The organism is Streptomyces sp. NPDC050508 (assembly GCF_040655155.1).
Classification (GTDB): domain Bacteria; phylum Actinomycetota; class Actinomycetes; order Streptomycetales; family Streptomycetaceae; genus Streptomyces.
In genome coordinates this window covers 39,669-58,676 of the sequence record NZ_JBFAJJ010000030.1, presented here as the reverse complement: position 1 = coordinate 58,676, position 19,008 = coordinate 39,669, and the positions used below count along the sequence as shown (strand labels likewise).

12 protein-coding genes are annotated in these 19,008 nt (G+C 69.3%); 11 read left to right on the top strand and 1 reads right to left on the bottom strand.

The features are described 5' to 3' along the window. Positions 1-42 precede the first annotated feature (42 nt). The 5 genes from AB0I69_RS45720 (at position 43) to hisD (ending at position 7,613) form a co-directional block, all read left to right on the top strand. The gene (locus tag AB0I69_RS45720) at positions 43-1,536 is read left to right on the top strand and encodes a CoA-acylating methylmalonate-semialdehyde dehydrogenase (protein ID WP_363101771.1); all 1,494 of its coding nucleotides are present in this window, start codon (positions 43-45) and stop codon (positions 1,534-1,536) included. A 46-nt stretch (positions 1,537-1,582) separates the two neighbouring features. Further along, positions 1,583-2,569, top strand: coding sequence for a Gfo/Idh/MocA family oxidoreductase (locus AB0I69_RS45715; RefSeq protein WP_363101770.1), 987 nt, complete (start codon positions 1,583-1,585; stop codon positions 2,567-2,569). Between the two features lie 56 nt (positions 2,570-2,625). Beyond that, positions 2,626-3,879: an MFS transporter gene (locus tag AB0I69_RS45710; RefSeq protein WP_363101769.1), complete on the top strand. Its 1,254-nt coding sequence runs from the start codon at positions 2,626-2,628 to the stop codon at positions 3,877-3,879. After that, positions 3,876-6,098: a maltose alpha-D-glucosyltransferase gene (gene treS, locus AB0I69_RS45705; RefSeq protein ID WP_363101768.1), complete on the top strand. Its 2,223-nt coding sequence runs from the start codon at positions 3,876-3,878 to the stop codon at positions 6,096-6,098. The genes AB0I69_RS45710 and treS overlap by 4 nt, the downstream gene beginning before the upstream one ends. 186 nt (positions 6,099-6,284) lie before the next feature. Next, complete coding sequence (gene hisD, locus AB0I69_RS45700) at positions 6,285-7,613, top strand: histidinol dehydrogenase (protein ID WP_363101767.1); 1,329 nt, start codon at positions 6,285-6,287, stop codon at positions 7,611-7,613. Between the two features lie 17 nt (positions 7,614-7,630). Here hisD and AB0I69_RS45695 read toward each other — a convergent pair whose 3' ends face one another. Further along, positions 7,631-8,680 carry a LacI family DNA-binding transcriptional regulator gene (locus AB0I69_RS45695; RefSeq protein WP_363101792.1) on the bottom strand — a complete coding sequence of 350 codons (1,050 nt, stop codon included), beginning with the start codon at positions 8,678-8,680 and terminating at the stop codon, positions 7,631-7,633. Between the two features lie 145 nt (positions 8,681-8,825). On the opposite strand from AB0I69_RS45695, the gene AB0I69_RS45690 reads away from it, so the two are divergent. From AB0I69_RS45690 to AB0I69_RS45665, 6 genes are all read left to right on the top strand, one after another. Further along, on the top strand, positions 8,826-10,421 hold the full coding sequence (locus AB0I69_RS45690) for a GMC family oxidoreductase (protein ID WP_363101766.1): 1,596 nt from the start codon (positions 8,826-8,828) through the stop codon (positions 10,419-10,421). A 2-nt stretch (positions 10,422-10,423) separates the two neighbouring features. Then, entirely contained in the window at positions 10,424-12,220 is a 1,797-nt protein-coding gene (locus AB0I69_RS45685; RefSeq protein WP_363101765.1) for a thiamine pyrophosphate-binding protein, read from the top strand. A 22-nt stretch (positions 12,221-12,242) separates the two neighbouring features. Beyond that, positions 12,243-13,079, top strand: a complete 837-nt coding sequence (locus AB0I69_RS45680) for a sugar phosphate isomerase/epimerase family protein (RefSeq protein WP_363101764.1) — start codon at positions 12,243-12,245, stop codon at positions 13,077-13,079. Further along, positions 13,076-15,520, top strand: a complete 2,445-nt coding sequence (locus tag AB0I69_RS45675) for a glycoside hydrolase family 3 C-terminal domain-containing protein (protein WP_363101763.1) — start codon at positions 13,076-13,078, stop codon at positions 15,518-15,520. Before AB0I69_RS45680 ends, AB0I69_RS45675 begins: the two co-directional genes overlap by 4 nt. 118 nt (positions 15,521-15,638) lie before the next feature. After that, the gene (locus AB0I69_RS45670; protein WP_363101762.1) at positions 15,639-17,318 is read left to right on the top strand and encodes a glycoside hydrolase family 13 protein; all 1,680 of its coding nucleotides are present in this window, start codon (positions 15,639-15,641) and stop codon (positions 17,316-17,318) included. Between the two features lie 119 nt (positions 17,319-17,437). Further along, positions 17,438-18,775 carry an MFS transporter gene (locus tag AB0I69_RS45665; RefSeq protein ID WP_363101761.1) on the top strand — a complete coding sequence of 446 codons (1,338 nt, stop codon included), beginning with the start codon at positions 17,438-17,440 and terminating at the stop codon, positions 18,773-18,775. Positions 18,776-19,008 lie beyond the last annotated feature (233 nt).

Genomic DNA, 19,008 nt, shown 5'->3' with positions numbered 1-19,008 from the left:
GGCCACGCCATCCCCGGAATCGACTCAGCAAAAGGACCCGCAATGGCAATGACGCTGCACCACTGGCGGAACGGCAAGACCTTCGAAGGCACCACCGACCGTTTCTCGGACGTCACCAACCCGGCGACCGGCGAGGTCACCGCCCACCTGGCCCTGGCCACCGAGGACGACGTGAACGCGGTTGTGGAGACCGCGGCCGCCGCCTTCCCGAAGTGGCGGGACACCTCGCTGGCGGCACGTACGCAGATCGTGTTCCGGTTCCGCGAGCTGCTCAACGCCCGCAAGCTCGAACTGGCGGAGATCATCACCGCGGAGCACGGCAAGGTGCTGTCCGACGCTCTCGGCGAGGTGAGCCGGGGACAGGAGGTCGTCGAGTTCGCCTGCGGTATCCCGCACCTGCTCAAGGGCGGTTTCACCGAGAACGCGTCAACTCGCGTCGATGTCCATTCCGTTCGTCAGCCGCTCGGCGTCGTCGGTATCATCTCGCCCTTCAACTTTCCGGTCATGGTCCCGTTGTGGTTCTTCCCGCTCGCCATCGCGGCCGGCAACACCGTCGTGCTCAAGCCCATTGAGAAGGTGCCGACCGCTGCCCTGTGGCTGGCCGAGCTGTGGAAGGAGGCGGGGCTGCCCGACGGCGTCTTCAACGTCGTCAACGGTGACAAGACCGCCGTCGACGGTCTGCTGACGCACCCTGAGGTGCAGTCGGTGTCGTTCGTGGGGTCCACCCCGATCGCCCGGTACGTCTACGAGACAGCAGCCGCGCACGGCAAGCGGGTTCAGGCCCTGGGCGGAGCCAAGAACCACATGATCGTGCTCCCCGACGCCGACCTCGACCTGGCCGCCGACCAGGCGGTCAACGCCGGATACGGCTCGGCCGGTGAGCGCTGCATGGCCATCTCCGTGGTCGTGGCCGTCGGCGACATCGCCGACGAGTTGGTGCGCAAGATCGAGGAGCGTACCGCCGGGCTGCGCACCGGTGACGGGACGCGCGGCTGCGACATGGGCCCGCTGATCACCGCGCAGGCACAGCAGCGCGTGTCCGGCTACATCGACGCGGGCGAGGCCGCCGGGGCGACCGTCGTGGTCGACGGACGCACGGTGCAGCCGGACTCCGGAGGTAAGGGATTCTTCGTCGGTCCCACCCTCTTCGACCACGTCACCACCGACATGAGTATCTACACCGACGAGATCTTCGGCCCGGTGCTCTCCGTGGTCCGGGTCGACAGCTACGACGAAGCCGTACGGCTGGTCAACGACAACCCGTACGGCAACGGCACCGCCATCTTCACCAACGACGGTGGCGCCGCACGGCAGTTCTCGAACGAGATCAAGGTCGGCATGATCGGCATCAACGTGCCGATCCCGGTCCCCATGGCCTACTACTCCTTCGGCGGCTGGAAGAACTCCCTGTTCGGCGACAGCCACGCCCACGGCACGGAAGGGGTGCACTTCTTCACCCGGGGCAAGGTCATCACCTCCCGCTGGCTCGACCCGAGTCACGGCGGGCTCAACCTGGGCTTCCCGCAGAACGCCTGACACGCCGTCCGTGACTTTCCCCAGCAGCGCTACGGGAGACTTCCTCATGACCGCTCGCGACCAAGAGTCGGCGACAGCCGGAGGGCGACGAGACGTCGGCTCCCGGCTCCGGTTCGCCGTCCTCGGTACCGGCTACTGGGCCTGGTGGTGTCACGGGACCGTGCTCGCCGGCCGTTCCGACGTCGACTTCGTCGGCTTCTGGGGGCGCGACGCCACCAAGGCCGACGCCGCCGCCGCGCGCGTGGGCCGCGGGCGGGGCTTCACCGACCTGGACGTGCTCCTCGACGCCGTGGACGCCGTGGCGATCGCCCTGCCTCCCGACGTCCAGGCCCCCCTCGCGGCCCGGGTGGCCAGGGCGGGCAAGCACGTGCTGCTCGACAAGCCCCTCGCGCTGGATCCAGTGGCTGCCGACGAGGTCGTCGCCGCCGTAGCGGACTCGGGAGTGGCCAGCCTGAGCTTCATGACGTACCTCTTCCAGGCGGAGGTGGCGGCGTGGCTGGACCGCCTGCGGGAACTCGCCGCTGCCCACGGCCCCTGGGAAGGCGTCGCAGTCAGTTGCGCCGGGTCCATCGACACCCCCGGCAACCCGTACATCGACTCGGTCTGGCGGCGGGAACGCGGGGGCCTGTGGGACTGGGGACCGCATGCGCTGTCCCTGGTGTTGTCGCTGCTGCCGCCCGTCGAGCGCGTCAGCGCGGCACGGGGCGTGCGCGACACCGTGCATCTCGGACTGGAGCACGCGGGCGGGCCCTTGAGTGCGCTGACACTGACCGTCACAGCACCCCAGAGCGCCCAGGAGTGCGTGGTCACCGTCTGGGGACCAGGCGGGCGCCACACCCTGAGCCTGCCGACCGGCGCCCTGCGCGAGGCGTACGACCGCGCGGTGGACCAGTTCCTGAAGGCTGTCGCCCGCGGCAGCCGATCCCATCCGCTCGATGCGGCCTACGCCAGCCGCATCGTCGCCGTCCTCGACGCCGCCGAGCGCCAACTCGCCCGGCCCGCCGAACAACGCACCACGGCACCCATCGCGTAGACCCACCCCGTCTCGCAAGCCCCGGTAGACCCTCCAGCGTCTCGCAAGAAGGCTCCGTGACTCACGTCGTTTCCGTGCCCGACCCCACCGATGCCCGCTCGGCGGCCCGTGCCACCTATGCGGCTTTCGTCGGCGCCGGGTTCGTCTTCGCGTCCTGGCTCTCCCGCATCCCGCAGATCAAGGAGCAGTTGAAGCTGGATCCGTCCGCGCTGGGCCTGGTGCTGCTGACGGGTGCCGCCGGATCCCTTCTCGGACTTCTGCTGGCAGGCCCAGCGGTTGCCCGGTTCGGATCACGGCACGCCGTCGCGGTGACGTCCTTCGTCGCAGGAGCGGGGTTTCTGACGATCGCCGTCGGCTACCGATTCGGGGTGATTCCGGTTGTGGTCGGCCTCTTCGTCTTCGGCTTCGGGCAAGGCGGCTGGGACGTGGCCATGAACATGCAGGGAGCGGTCGTCGAACACCGCAGCGGACGCGCGCTCATGTCGCGTTTCCACGCCGTCTACAGCGTCGGCACGGTTGCCGGAGGACTCGCCGGCGCTGCGATGATCGCGCTGCGGGTTCCGCTCGCCGTGCATCTGGCCCTGGTCGGTGTCGTCGTGGCCACGGCCATTCCCTTCGCCGTCCGCGGATTCATCCCCAACCCACCCGCAGCCGAGACGGCAGCCGCTCCGCTGCGGGCCTGGCGGGAACGCCGAACCCTGCTCATCGGCCTCTTCATCCTCGCGTTCGCATTCGCCGAGGGCACGGGCAACGACTGGATCAGCGTCGCGCTCGTCGACGACTACCGGGCCACACCGGCCGTGGGCACACTGGGAGTTGTGGCCTTCCTGACGGCCATTACCGTGAGCCGCTGGTTCGGTCCGCAACTGATCGGCCGCTACGGGCGGGTGCGCGCGGTGCGTGTGCTCGGCATCGTCAGCATCGCCGGTGTCGCGCTGTTCGTCGCCGACATCGCCACACCGCTGGCCCTGGCGGGCGCTCTTCTGTGGGGTGCCGGTGTCTCCCTCGGTTTTCCCGTGGGACTCAGCGCCGCCGCCGACGACCCGGGCATGGCCGCGGCTCGCGTCGGCGTCTGCTCCTCCATCGCCTTCACGGCCTTCCTGGCGGGTCCGTCACTCATCGGGTTCCTCGGCCACGAGGTGACCGTGGTGCGCGCTGTGGCCGCCGTTGCCGCCCTGCTCGCCGCCGCCGTGCTGCTGACTGGCGCGATACGTCCGCTGCCGACTCGGTCCTTCGCCGACCGTTCCGCGGCTCCTTCCGGGGTAACCGACTCGCCTGAACCGAAGCAGCAGGGAGAAGCGCACTCATGACCGACGAGCAGGGGCCGGCAGACGACCCGCACCAGATCCGGCACGAACCGACAGAGATCACGTACTCCGAGCAGTTCTATCCGGCGCGCCCCCGCTCCCTGCGTCCGCGCGCACGGCTGCGGCCTCAGGAACAGCCCCGGCCCCATGAGCGCAGCGGAGATCCGGTCGGCACCAACCCCGAGTACGTTTCCTGGCTGCGGCGCAACTCCATGCTGCAGGACGCTCGGGACCTCTCCGTCCAGCTCACCGGCCAGGGCAGCATGTGGCAGAACCCGTTCGCGCGCCCCAATCCCAAGGCCGCTGTCAGCGCCGCCCCGGTGTGGTTCACGGCGTACCCCATCTCCCTCATCACCCCCGCCGGCCGGAGCTTCCTCGGCACGCTGGCCGACCCGGACCTGTGGCGCACCTTCGCCGAGATCGGTATCCGGGCAGTGCACACGGGGCCGGTCAAGCGCGCCGGCGGCATCTCTGGCTGGGACACCACGGCGAGCGTCGACGGCCACTTCGACCGCATCAGCACTGCCATTGACGAGGTGTTCGGGACGGAGGACGACTTCCGGCGCATGTGCCAGGTGGCCGCCGACCAAGGCGGCACGATCATCGACGACGTCGTGCCCGGGCACACCGGCAAGGGACCCGACTTCCGCCTCGCCGAGATGAACGTCGACGACTACCCCGGCATCTACCACATGGTCCAGATCGCCCCGGAGGACTGGCACCTGCTGCCCGCGGTGGGGCCAGGGCGTGACTCGGCCAACCTCGACGCCGGGGCCGAAGAGGCGCTGGAGAAGGCGGGCTACATCATCGGCCGCCTCCAGCGGGTGATCTTCCACGACCCCGGCGTCAAGGACACCAACTGGAGTGCGACGGGCCCCGTCCTCGGGACCGACGGTGTCACCCGGCGCTGGGTCTACCTGCACTACTTCAAGGAGGGCCAACCGTCCATCAACTGGCTCGATGCCACCTTCGCCGGCATGAGGCTCGTCATCGGCGACGCCCTCCACTCCATCGGCGACCTCGGTTCGGGCGCACTGCGGCTGGACGCCAACGGCTTCCTCGGTGTCGAGAAGAGCGCGGAGGGTCTGCCGGCCTGGTCGGAGGGACACCCGCTGTCGGAGGCCGCCAACCAGCTCATCGCGAGCATGGTGCGCAAGCTGGGTGGCTTCACCTTCCAGGAACTGAACCTGACCGTGGACGACATCAGGATCACGTCCGAGGCCGGCGCCGACCTGTCGTACGACTTCGTCAACCGGCCCGCCTACCACCACGCCCTGGCCACCTCGGACACCGAGTTTCTGAGGCTCACCCTGAACATCGCCCTGCAGAGCGGAGTAGCGGCGGCCGGCCTGGTCCACGCACTGCAGAACCATGACGAACTCACCTACGAGCTGGTGCACTTCGCCACTCTCCACAGCAGTGATCTCTTCACCTACCACGGCGTGGAGGTCACCGGCGGGCAGCTGGCCGAGCACATCCGCGCCGAGTTGGTACAGACACTGACCGGCCCCAACGCGTCCTACAACGCCATCTTCACCACGAACGGCATCGCCTCCACGACGGTCAGCATCATCGCTGCCGCACTCGGGCACACGACGCTGGACAGGTTGACAGACCAGGACGTGCGGGAGATCAAGCGGGCACATCTGCTCCTGGCGATGTTCAACGCCCTGCAACCCGGGGTGTTCTCGCTCTCCGGCTGGGACCTGTGCGGTCTGTTGACCCTGGACCGTGAGCGGGTGGGGACGCTGCTGGCCACCGGCGACACCCGATGGATCCACCGGGCCGCCTACGACCTGATGGACTACCAGCCCGACGCGACCACCTCCAGCTCGGGCATGCCGAAGGGACACAGCCTGTACGGCAGTCTCCCGGCCCAGCTCGCGGACCCCAACTCCTTCGCCTCACGCCTCAAACACCTGTTGCGGGTGCGCGAGGAAACGGGGATCGCCACGGCCGACCAACTCGAAATCCCCCCGGTCCCGCACCCGGCGCTGCTCGCCATGGTTCACCGCATCGACGGGACGGGACGGATTCAGGCGACCGTACTCAACTTCGGTTCCACACCTGTCTCGGGTGCGGTGGCCTCGGAGTTCTTCGAGCCTGGATGGACGGCCTACGACGCCCTGACCGGCCGGGATGTCGGCGTGGTCGACGACATGCGAGCCGTCTGCGTCGAGTTGCCGGGCCACGACGGACTCTGCCTGGTCTTCCGAGCCTGACCCAGGCACGACCGTACAGAGTGTGCAGTCCATCCGGGATTTCATTCCCACTGTGCGTCTGTGGCGCGGCGGCGCGCGACGGCGAGACTGACCGTCGAGAGCGCTACCCGCGCCACCTGGCAGCGCTGAGCGCTGCACAATCCCCCTCATTTCCCGTCTTTTTCACCCCCGCGAGGAGACCCAGCCGTGCCCGTCGTACTCAAGTCCGCGACGTCCAAGAGCAGCGTGCACAGCAGTCGTCCCGATGTCGTCGACACAGTGGCCGAGATCATCGCGGACGTACGTGCCCATGGGGACGAGGCGGTCCGCCGGTACTCGACGAAGTTCGACGCCTGGGACAGGCCCTCGTACCGGCTCGCCGCCGACGAGATCAGGTCGATCGTCGCCGGAGTTCCGACGAGCGTTCTCGACGACCTGCGGTTCGTGCAGCGGCAGGTGCAGAACTTCGCCCAGGCACAGCGAGATTCCGTCCACGACTTCGAGATCGAGACACTTCCGGGCGTCTTCCTCGGGCAGCGCAACATCCCGGTGACGGCTGCCGGAGCCTACGTCCCCGGTGGCCGGTATCCGCTGACGGCGTCGGCGCACATGACCATCGTCACGGCCAAGGTCGCCGGCGTGGAGCGGGTCGCCGCCACGACCCCGCCCAACGAAGGGGCACCGCCGCCCATCAGCGTCGCCGCCATGCACCTGGCCGGCGCCGAGGAGATCCACGTACTCGGCGGTGTGCAGGCCGTGGCCGCCCTCGCGCTGGGCACCGAGACGATCGATCCGGTCAACATGCTGGCCGGTCCCGGCAACGCGTACGTGGCGGAGGCCAAGCGGCAGCTCTTCGGCGAGGTCGGCATCGACCTGTTCGCCGGCCCGACCGAGGTGCTGATCGTCGCCGACGAGACCGCGGACCCGTTCACCATCGCCGTGGACCTGCTCAGCCAGGCGGAGCACGGTCCCGACTCCCCGGCCGTGCTCATCACCACCTCACGCGAGGTCGGCCTGCGCGCCATCGGGTACGTCGACGCGCTGCTGCCCGATCTGCCGACCGGCAAGGTCGCCGGGGCGGCCTGGCGCGACCACGGCGAGGTCCTCCTGGTGGAGAACCAGGAGGAGGCCTTCGCCCTGGCCGACACCTACGCGAGCGAACACGTGCAGATCTTCACCGCCGAGCCGCGCGACGCGCTCACCGGTATGCGGGACTACGGGGCGCTGTTCCTCGGCCAGGACACCTGTGTCGCGTACGGCGACAAGGTCATCGGCACCAACCACGTGCTGCCGACGCTGGGCGCCGCCCGCTACACCGGCGGTCTGTGGGTCGGCAAGTACCTCAAGACCGTCACCTACCAGGAGATCCGCGACACCGGCAGCAGCGCCATGCTCGGCGAGATCTGCGGCCGGGCCTCCCGGCTGGAGAACTTCGAGGGACACGCCCGCTCCGGCGACCTGCGTGCCGCGCGCCACGGCGGGGCCCCGCTGCCGTGGACGGGGCACGACGTACGCCTCGGCGACGCGAGGTCGTAGCCGTGTCAATCTTCCCCTCAGCCGCCCGGAGGAGCGGTGGTCGCCCGCACGACCAACTCCGTCGGCAGGACGATCTCCCGCGGCTCCTCGCCCCCGATGACACCCAGCAGCAGGCGAGCCGCCTGCCGGCCCTTCTCGACCAGGGGCTGCCGCACGGTGGACAGGTCGGCGGCGGCCGCCACCGGCAGGTCGTCGAAACCGATCACCGACAGGTCCTGCGGGATGCGCAGGCCCCGCCGCCGGGCAGCACCGATCGTGGCAAGGGCGAGGACGTCGGTGGCGGCGAGAACGGCGCTCACTGGCTCTCCCCCGAGCAGGGACTCGGCGGCTGCCAGCGAGGCCTCCTCGTGGAATCCACCCGCCTCGACGATGGTTGCAGAGCTCCAGGGGATGCCCGCGGAGCGGAAGGCGGCCGCGTAGCCGGCCAGCCGCTCCTTCATCACCAGGTCGCGAGCCTGCCGCCGTCTGGCCGGAGTGACAAGCCCGCTGTGGCCGTCGGGCAGGAGCCGGTCGACCAGGATGCCGACCGAGCGGTGCCCGAGCGACAGCACGTACGACGCCGCCTCGCGCGCGGCCTCACGGTCGCGGATGCCCACCCGGGGCAGCCCGCCCGGATTCGGGCCGTCGATGATCACGACCGGCAGTCGCCGCCGCAGGACGGTCTCCACCGCGGGATGTCCCTCGGGCATCGCATAGGCGAGGAACCCGTCCACCAGACCGCGCAGCAATACCCCCGAACCCTGTGCCATCCGGTCCGACTCCAGCGGGCAGGGCAGCAGGGTCAGGGCCACCTCGGAAAGTTCTCCGACCTCGGAGATGCCCTTGAGGAGCGCGGCGGTGGCCGGATCGTCGAAGGCGTAGGGCAGCGAGTCGGTGATCATCAGGCCGAGGGCGCCGACCAGACCGGTACGCAGGCTGCGGCCGGTGGCGTGCGGTCCGATGTAGCCGAGTTCCTCGGCGACCTGGAAGATGCGGTCCCGCTGTGCTTCAGAGAGTTTGCCGGGACGGTTGTAGGCGTACGAGACCGCGGCCTGGGACACCCCCGCCGCCTGGGCGACGTCGCGCATCGTGACCACGGGTGCTTGTTCCCCTCTCCCGGACGGCCCCCACCTTAGCCGTTGACACCGCAGGCCAGGCTGTTAGCCTCCTATTTGGTTAATCGAATAACCAAAATCTTTCGCAAGCCCGGATCTCAGCGAGGGACGAAGCCCCGTGACCGTAGAACCAACCCTTCCCGACGACGGCCCGACGAGGTCGCACTACGACTTCGTGATCGTGGGCTCCGGCATGGGCGGTGCCACGATGGCGTACGCCCTGAAGGACTCCGGTGCCAGCGTGCTGCTGATCGAGCGCGGTGATTTCCTGCCGCAGGAGAAGCAGAACTGGGACGCCGAGGCGATTTTCGTGAAGCACCGGTACCAGAATGCCGAGCAGTGGTACGACCCCCAGGGGAAGGCCTTCACCCCCGGTAACTACTACTACGTCGGCGGCAATACCAAGCTGTACGGCTCTTCTCTGGTGCGTTTCCGCCGCGAGGACTTCAGGGCGACGGAGCACGCGGACGGCACCTCTCCCGCATGGCCCTTCCAGTACGACGACCTGCGGCCCTACTACCTGCGCGCAGAGCAGCTCTACCGGGTGCACGGCGACCAGTTCGACGACCCGACGCTGGAGCGCTCCGAGCCCTTCCCCTATCCGGCCATTGGCCACGAGCCTCCCGTCCAGGAGGCGGCCGACGCGATGAAGCGCATGGGCTTCACGCCCTCGAACATTCCGCTCGGCATCGACCTGCGCGACGGCGGCAGCTGCATCCGCTGTGCCACCTGCGACGGGTTTCCCTGCCGCGTGCTGGCGAAGTCCGACGCCGACGTCCGCTGTGTCCGCCCCGCCCTGGAGTCCGGCTCGGTGGAGCTGTTGACCAACGCGTATGTCGCCCGTGTACGGACTGATGCGACCGGGACCCGCGCGACCGGCGTGGACGTCACCCACAGCGGCACCTCTATCAGCATCGATGCCGGAACCGTCATCGTCTCCTGCGGAGCCGTCAACTCGGCCGCCCTGCTACTGCGTTCGGCGACCGACCAGCACCCGCAGGGCCTTGGCAACTCCTCCGGAACCGTCGGTCGGCACTACATGGTCCACAACAACACGGTGATGGTGGCCGTCCATCCGACCCGGAAGAACACCGCCGAGTTCCAGAAGACCCTGTACTTCAACGACTTCTACACCAAGGGCACCGCGGACCATCCCTATCCGCTGGGCCATGTGCAGCTCATCGGCAAGCTCCAGGCGGAGATGCTGGCCGGCCGGCGCCCGGCCATCCCCAAGTGGGCTCTGAGCTATGCCGCGCATCGCAGCATGGACTGGTGGCTGTTCACCGAGGACATGCCGGATCCGGAGAACCGGGTCTCGCTGACTCCTAAGGGTGACATCCAGATCCGCTGGGTCCCCAACAACGTCCGCGCACACGAGGTCCTCGTCCGCGAGACCCGCAAGCTCCTGCGCGGTATGGGATATCCCCTGGTCTTCAGCCAGACCACGGGCATCGAGGTCAACTCCCACCAGGCCGGCACCGTGCGGGCCGGCAGCGATCCGGCGGCCTCCGCCCTCGACGCCGACTGCCGCTCCCACGACGTCGACAACCTCTACGTCGTCGACTCCGCCTTCTTCCCGTCGCTGCCGGTGATGAACCCGGCGCTGACCATCGCTGCGAACGCCCTACGGGTCGCGGACCACCTCACCGGCACCACGCCCGACAACGCCTCCACCTCCGTAACCGCCCCCGCCCAGCACACGACCAAGAGGTAGCCATGCCCCAGTACAGCGGCGGCCAGATCGTCGTCGACTTCCTCATCCGCGAAGGAGTCGAGAAGGTCTTCGCCATCCCCGGACACGGCAACACAGCACTCCTCGACGCGTTCGTCGACCGCGCCGACGAGATCGAGGTCGTCCCGGCCATGCACGAACAGGGCGCCGCCCACATGGCCGACGGCTATTACCGTGCCACCGGCAAGGTCGCCGTGTGCTGTACGTCCATCGGCCCGGGCGCGACCAACACGCTCACCGGCCTCACCACGGCCTTCGCCGACTCCCAGCCCTTCCTGCTGATCACCGGTGCCGTCCACACGTACATGGAGAACCGGGGCGTCCTGCAGGAGATCGACCGGCCGCACGGCAACAACTTCCCGCGCATGGCCGAACCGGTCGTCAAGCGCTGGTGGCAGCCGAACCGGGTCGACCAGCTGCCCACCGTCCTGGCGCAGGCCTTCAACACGATGTACGAGGGCCGGCGCGGCCCGGTCCTGCTCGACATTCCCCAGGACCTGCAGGCCGAGTACGGCGAGTACGAGCCGGAGGTGACGCAGCGACGGCGCGCGCACGGCCGGACGGGAGGCGACCCGGGGCAGATCTCCGAGGCGGCCCGACTGCTCGCGGGCGCCCAGCGCCCGGTCATCCTGACCGGCGGCGGTGTGATCGCCTCCGAGGCGAGCGAGGAACTCCTGGCCGTCGCCGAGCGGCTCGGCGCTCCGGTGACCCACTCCTTCATGGGCAAGGGCGCCTTCCCCGCCGACCACGACCTGTACGCCTGGCCCTGCGGCGACATGGGCTCGATCCCCGGCAACGCCGTCACCCGGACCGCCGACGTGATCCTCGCCGTCGGCTGCCGCTTCAGCGACCGCATCACCTCCTCGTACAAGCCCGGCGTCACCTTCAGCATCCCGGACACCAAGCTGGTGCAGATCGACATCGACGGCTTCGAGATCGGCCGCAACTACCCCGCCGAGGTCGGCATCGTGGGCGACGCCAAGTCCTGCCTTGCCTCCCTGTTGAGCGAGCTGGCGAAGCTGGGCGAGGCCCCGGACTGGCGCGCCTCCGCCTACTTCGCCGAGCTGCGGGACCTCAAGGCGCAGTGGGAGGAGCACCTGCGCCCGATGCGGACGACCGACTACCTGCCGATGACCAACTCACGCGCCATGGTGGAGATCCGCAAGGCTCTCCCGCGCGACGGCATCCTCGTCACGGACTCCAGCAACCCCGCCAACCAGGCCTTCAACGAATTCCCGGTCTACGGACCCCGCACCAACATCGTGGCCGGCGGTATGTCGGGCATCGGCTTCGGCCTGCCGGCGGCGATCGGCGCGCAGGTCGGTGCCGGCGACAAGCCCGTCCTGGCGATGGTCGGCGACGGCAGCTTCCTGCAGACGGGCACCGAACTCGCCACCGCCGCCATGCTCGGCCTGCCGCTCGTGGTCGTCGTGCTCAACAACGGCGGCTGGGAGGCGATCAAGGACCTCCAGATCAACCTCTTCGGCCGCGAGCGCCAGATCGTCAGCGGCTGGACCACGAAGGACGGCAAGCCGTACTTCGCCGACATCACCGAGTTCGCCCGCTCCCTCGGCTGCACCGCCGAGCGCGTCGAGGACCCGGAGAAGCTCGAGGACGCCGTACGCCGCGCCTTCGAGACCCCCGGCCCCGTGGTCATCGAGGCCATGAGCGCCCACGAACTGCCCTGGACCGAGATGCACCCGACCGGCTGGTGGGACATCACCGTCCCCGCCTACCACGGCCAGACCCGCGACGAGTACGTCCAGGGCCGCGGCTTCTAGGAAGAAGGGAGGTTCACGCGAGATGGGCAACATCAAGCTCGGACTGAACCTGGAATTCGCCCGGTTCGAGAACGGCTCCTTCGAGTGGGCCATGGATCACGCCGCCGAGATCGGCTACAGGTACGTCGAGCCGATGGTCCACTGGGGCCGCGAACTCCTCAGCGCCGCAGGGTACTTCCACAGCATCTCCATGCTCGACGACCCGCTGCGCCTGAAGCGGGCGGCGGAGAGCCGCGGGCTGAGCATCTCGTCGCTGTCCAGCCACGCGCCGCTCGCCAAGCCTGAGGTAAGCGTCGAATACCTGCGGCAGTCGATCCGCTACGCCGCCGAGTGCGGCGCCCCGATGATCATGATCGACGACGGGCCAATGCCGTCCTGGACCACCGAGGAGGAGAACTACACCCTCATGCGGTACACCCTCCAGGAGGCCGCCCTGGTCGCGGAACCGCGCGGCATCGCCATCGCTGTCGAGACCCACGGCGAGTACACCGCCACCCCCGAGCGGCTCGACCGGCTCATGAAGCTCATCGACAGCCCGGCGCTGACCATCAACCTCGACACCGGCAACAGCTACCTCAGCGGCAACGACCCCCACGCCTGGCTGGAGTCCATCGTCGACCGGGTCACCCACCTGCACGCCAAGGACATCTCGCACGAGGACGCCGCCCGCTACCGCGGCAAGGTCCGCGGCATGCTCGGCTGCGCCTGCGGCGAGGGCGTCATCGACTGGGAGCGCATCGTCGCCACGCTCGCCAAGGCCGACCACGACGTCGTGCTCTCCGTGGAGTGCGGCTCCCTCGAAGCGGCCACCAAGAGCTACGCGTACCTCAGCGAACTGATCGGAGAGCACGCACCATGACCGACACCGAGCGCATGCGGGTCGTCGAGGCCGCCCTCGCCCGACTCGACCTCGACACCAAAGCACGGCTGCTCGCCGGCCAGGACGAATGGGCCCTGCCGGACCTGCCAGGGATCGGGCTGCGGCCACTGGTGTTCTCCGACGGCCCGATCGGCGTGCGCGGAGTGCGCTGGACGCCCGAGGATCCGTCGATCGCCCTGCCCAGCGGCACCGCGCTGGCTGCCTCCTGGGACCCTGAACTCGCCCGGCGAGTCGGCTGGTTGCTGGCACAGGAGGCGCGCCGCAAGGGCGTGCACGTCCTGCTCGGTCCGACGATCAACCTGCACCGGTCCCCGCTGGGCGGGCGGCACTTCGAGGCGTTCAGTGAAGATCCGTATCTCACCGGTGTCCTGGCCGCCGCCTACGTCGCCGGAGTGCAGGACGGTGGTGTGGGCACCACCGCCAAGCACTTCGTCGCCAACGAGGCCGAGACCGCCCGCTACTCGGTGAACAACATCGTGAGCCCGCGCGCCCTGCGCGAGCTGTACCTCGCCCCATTCGAGACGGTCGTCGAGAAGGCCCACCCCTGGGGCATCATGTCCGCGTACAACGCGGTCAACGGCCCCACCATGACCGAGCACCACTACCTGCAGAACGAGGTCCTGCGCGGCGAGTGGGGCTTCGACGGCTGTGTCGTCTCGGACTGGATGGCCGCTCGCGACACCGTCGGCGCCATCACCGGCGGCATGGACGTGGCCATGCCCGGCCCGCAGACGGTGTACGGCGGCCCGTTGGCCCGGGCCGTGCGCGAGGGACTCGTGAAGGAGTCCCTGGTCGACGACGCCGTCAGGCGTGTGCTGCTGCTCGCGGCCCGCGTCGGACTCCTGGAGGGCGCGCCCCCGGCCGTCCCCGAGCCGCCCATGCCGATCGACGGCACCGCACTCGCCCGGGAGGTCGCATACCGGGGCTTCGTGCTGCTCCGCAACGAGAACGCGGCGCTGCCCCTCGACGCCACGGTGCTGCGGGACATCGCGCTCATCGGCAGCGCGGCGCGGGATGCCCGAGTGATGGGCGGGGGAGCGGCCCAGGTGTTCCCCGAGCGAGTGGTCTCCCCGCTGGACGGGCTGCGCCAGGCCCTGCCGGACGACGTCCACCTCACCTACTGCCTCGGCACCCGGCTCACCGACGAACTCGACCTCGCCGCCGAGGGTTTCAGCCTGCGCGCCATCGTGCGAGACGCCGAGGGACACGTGCTGGGTGAGAGCGCCCTGCCCACGGCCGAGGTGCAGTGGTCCGGCACCGACATGCCCGAGGGGGTGTCGTACGAGACTCTGCACAGCGTGGAAACAGTGGGTACCTTCACGCCGCGCAAGAGCGGAGCGCACACCTTCGGTTTCAAGGGGCTGGGACACCTCCGCTTGATCGTGAACGGTCAGGTGCGCTACGACGACGAGACCGATGCACCGGAGACGGATGATCCGCTTGCCGCCTACTTCACCTCGCCGGTCTCCTGCGGAACCGCCGACCTCACCGCCGGGCAACCGGTCGAAGTCAGCCTGTTCCACATCGCCCCGAAGCCGGTGGAGGCCCACAACCAGGCGGTCGTCTTCTCGCTCATGTACCGCGAACCGGAGCGCGACGCCGACGAACTGATCGAGGAGGCGGTCACGGCCGCCGAGGCCGCCGACGTCGCCGTGGTGGTCGTGGCGACCACCGAGACCGTGGAGGGCGAAGGCGCCGACCGCACCTCGCTCAAGCTGCCCGGCCGCCAGGACGAACTCGTCTCCCGCGTCGCCGCCGCCAACCCCCGCACCATCGTGGTCGTCAACGCCGGCGCCCCGGTGGAGCTGCCCTGGCGGGAGGAAGTGGCCGCCGTACTGATCGCCTGGTTCCCCGGGCAGGAGGCGGGCGCTGCACTCGCCGACGTCCTGCTCGGTATCGAGGAACCGGGCGGCCGTCTCCCCACCACCTGGCCCGTGCGCCTGGAGGACGCGCCGGTGACGCAGGTGGTCCCCGAGAACGGCACGTTGCACTACGACGAAGGCATCTTCATCGGCTACCGCGCCTGGCAGCGGACCGGGATCGCCCCCGCCTATCCCTTCGGCCACGGCCTGGGCTACACCGACTGGTCCTACGAAAGGCTGGACCTGGCGGGTCGCACCCTCACGGTCCGGCTGCGCAACACCGGCACACGACGAGGGCGCGAAGTCGTCCAGGTCTATGTCACTCCGGCCGATCGCCGGGTCGAGCGGCCGGTGCGCTGGCTCGCAGGCTTCGCCACCGTCGAAGCGGGGGCCGGCGAGAGCGTCGAGGCGACGATCGACCTGCCCGACCGCACCTTCCAGATCTGGGACGAAACCGCCGGGCAATGGACGACGGAGCCGGGCGCCTACGCCATCGAGGCCGGCCGCAGTATCACCTCGCCGCAGATCAGCAACACCCTCGCGATCGCGTCCGCGTGACCCGAGCGGCGCGCCACCGATCGACCCGGGCCGGAACCTGGCGACGGCCGGGGGCAGCCGTCGCGTCCTGCTGCCGACGCGCGCTGTCCTCAGCCCCACCACGCAGAACAAGGACATCATGAGTCAACACCCAGTCGACCAGTCCCAGATCACCGACCCCGCGACCGCGAGTCAGCCCGAGTGGTGGCGGGACGCGGTGATCTACCAGGTCTACCCGCGCAGCTTCGCCGACGGCAACGGCGACGGGATGGGAGACCTCGAAGGCATCCGCAGCCGGTTGCCTTACCTCAAGGAGCTCGGCGTCGATGCCGTATGGCTCAGCCCGTTCTACGAATCGCCGCAGGCGGACGCGGGCTACGACGTCGCCGACTACCGGGCCGTCGCCCCCATGTTCGGCGACCTCCTCGACGCCGACGCCCTCATCCGCGACGCCCACGCGCTCGGGCTGCGCATCATCGTCGACGTCGTCCCCAACCACGTGTCCGACCAGCACGCGTGGTTCCGGAAGGCGATCCAGGACGGACCGGGCTCCCCGCTGCGCAAGCGATTCCACTTCCACTCCGGCAAGGGCGAGAACGGCGAACTGCCCCCCAACGACTGGGAGTCCATATTCGGCGGCCCGGCCTGGACGCGGGTCGAGGGCGGGGAGTGGTACCTCCACCTGTTCGCCTCCGAGCAACCCGACCTCAACTGGGAACACCCCGCCGTCGACGAGGAATTCCGCTCCATCCTCCGCTTCTGGCTCGACACGGGTGTCGACGGCTTCCGCGTCGATGTCGCCCACGGACTGGTGAAGGCGGCCGGGCTCCCGGACATCGGCACGGGCGACCAGCTGACGCTGCTCGGCAACGACACGATGCCGTTCTTCGATCAGGACGGAGTGCACGAGATCTACCGAGGCTGGCGGAAAGTCCTCGAAGAATACGGAGACGACTGTGTCTTCGTCGCCGAGGCGTGGACGCCGACCGCGGAGCGCACCGCCCTCTACGTACGACCCGATGAACTCCACCAGGCCTTCAACTTCCACTACCTGAGCGCCTACTGGGACGCCGAGGAGCTGCGCGACGTCATCGACAGCTCCCTCGACGCCATGCGCCCCGTCGGCGCTCCCACGACATGGGTGCTGTCCAACCACGACGTCACCCGGCACACCACCCGCTTCGCGAACCCGCCCGGCCTCGGCACCCAGATCGGCACCGCGGGGGACGTGGAGCTCGGGCTGCGCCGCGCCCGTGCCGCGACGCTGCTGATGCTGGCGCTGCCCGGCTCCGCCTACCTGTGGCAGGGCGAGGAACTCGGCCTGCCAGACGTCGTCTCGCTGCCGGACGGGGCACGCCAGGACCCGTCGTTCCGCCGTGCACGTGGCCAGGACGGGTTCCGTGACGGTTGCCGGGTGCCCATACCCTGGACCGTCAGCGGGCCGTCGTACGGATTCGGCTCGGGAGGTTCCTGGCTGCCCCAACCCGCGGACTGGGGCCGGTTGAGCGTTGAGGCACAGTCCGGCAGGCCCGAGTCCACGCTCGAACTGTATCGAATGGCTCTGGCTGTTCGGCGCCAGCACTCTGCGCTCGGGGCAGGGAACTGCGTTCAGTGGCTTGATGCGGCGGCCGGTGTTCTTGCCTTCCGCCGGACCGCGGAAGACGGTCGACGCCTTGTGTGCACCTCAAACACGACACAGGAGCCTGCACGCATACCCGTGCACGGCCAACTGCTGTTGGCGAGTGCCACGGACGGGATCCACGTAGCGGAAAACCATGTCGTGCTACCGGGGGACAGCACCCTCTGGTGGACCGACTGACCGTATCTGCAGTCTTGCGCCGGCCGACCGGCAGGATCACCGCGGCGGGTCGGTCGGCAAGAAACATCGTTGGTTGAGGCGGGCGCCGGAACGCCCGCAGGGAGGACACCAGTCAGCGCATGAGCCAACGTGACGGCATCGGGCGGCAGCCGGGTTCCATCGAAGACGTGGTCCCGGGAGCGGTGGCGAGCGCGGTTCCGGCACGGGACTCCGCGCTCCGGCTGGTCCTGGCCTCGCCCCTGTACCGCGGCGCGACCATCGCCCTGTTCCTGGCGGGGCTGGGGCAGTCTGCGGCCGCGCCGCAGATCGCCCTGTTCCTGACCAAGGAGCTGGGCGGCTCGCTGACCACCGCCGGCCTGTTCTACCTCACCAGCCTGACCGCGCCGGTGGCCGGCTACCTGGTCGGTGCACGGTCCGACCGCACCGGGGGACGGCTGGGACTGTCCCGCCTGTGCGCTGTAGCGGGCTTCCTGGGCTGGGCGGGCATCGCCTGCGCGACGCAGCTGTGGATGCCCTTCGCCATCAGCGCCGTCGTCCTCGGCTTCGCCGGTGCCGCCGCCTCCCAGATCTTCGCGGCCATCCACGACGAACTGAGCATCCACCCCAGCGCGGCCGGCGACGGCGTGGTCTCCATCGTGCGGATGGCGCTGACCGCCGGCTGGATCGTCGGACCGTCCGCCGGAGCCATCCTCGCGGCCCGCTTCGGACTGCGGCCCATGCTGTTCGCCACCGCACTGTGCACCCTGCTGCAGCTCGTCCCGCTGGGCATGCTCCGGACGCCGTCGAAACCGGCGCACGTGAACCCGTCGCCGAAGCCCATGCGGCCGGATGCCCCCCTTCGGACGCAGGTGCGGACGATGCGACCGCTGCTGCTGTTCACGGCGCTGTATGTGTTCGTGTACGCCGGCGAGCCAATCAAATACGCATACTTGCCGATCTACATGACCGATCGACTGAACCTCCCCTCCGGGATCGAAGGCGCGATCATCGGCATCCAGCCGCTGGTGGAACTGATACTGATGCCGTTCGCTGTCCTGGCCGCCCGAAGGATCGGCATGATGCGGCTCATGGTCGTCGCGGCCGGCTTCGGCGTCGCCGCCAACGTCTGCTTCGCCACCACCGGCAGCGCGCCCGGACTCTTCGCCGGGCAGATCCTCATGGGCGGGGTGTGGGGGGTCTTCGCGGCACTCGGGATCATCATGGCCCAGCGCCTTCTCCCCAGTGCCGTGGCCACCGCTTCCGCGATCTTCATGAGCTCCACGGCGCTCAGTTCCGCGCTGGGAGGGTCCGTCGGTGGGCTGGGGGTCGCGGCGGTCGGCCTGCCCCATGTCTTCCTCGTACCGGCCACCTTCGCGGTGATCGCCGTCATCGGGCTCTCTCTGATGGACCGGTCCACCAGGAAGTCGCAGGCATCTTCCGCGGGTCCGCCTGTCGATCCAATGTGCGACATCCCTTGAGCTCGAACTCTGCCTTCGTTCCCGGGATCTCCCACCCAACGACGACGCGCGGCCGCGATCCGCCGGCTCGTCCCGGGGCGGCGGTCCGGCCTTCCTGCTGCCGGGGCAGGCCCCTGGCCGGGCGCGCAACCCATGGGCCTCGCGGACGCGTTGCGTCGCCTCGACCTGCTGTCCGCGCCGCACGCCGCACCGCCATGACGGAAGCGATCACCGACCTGCGACCCATCGTGGTT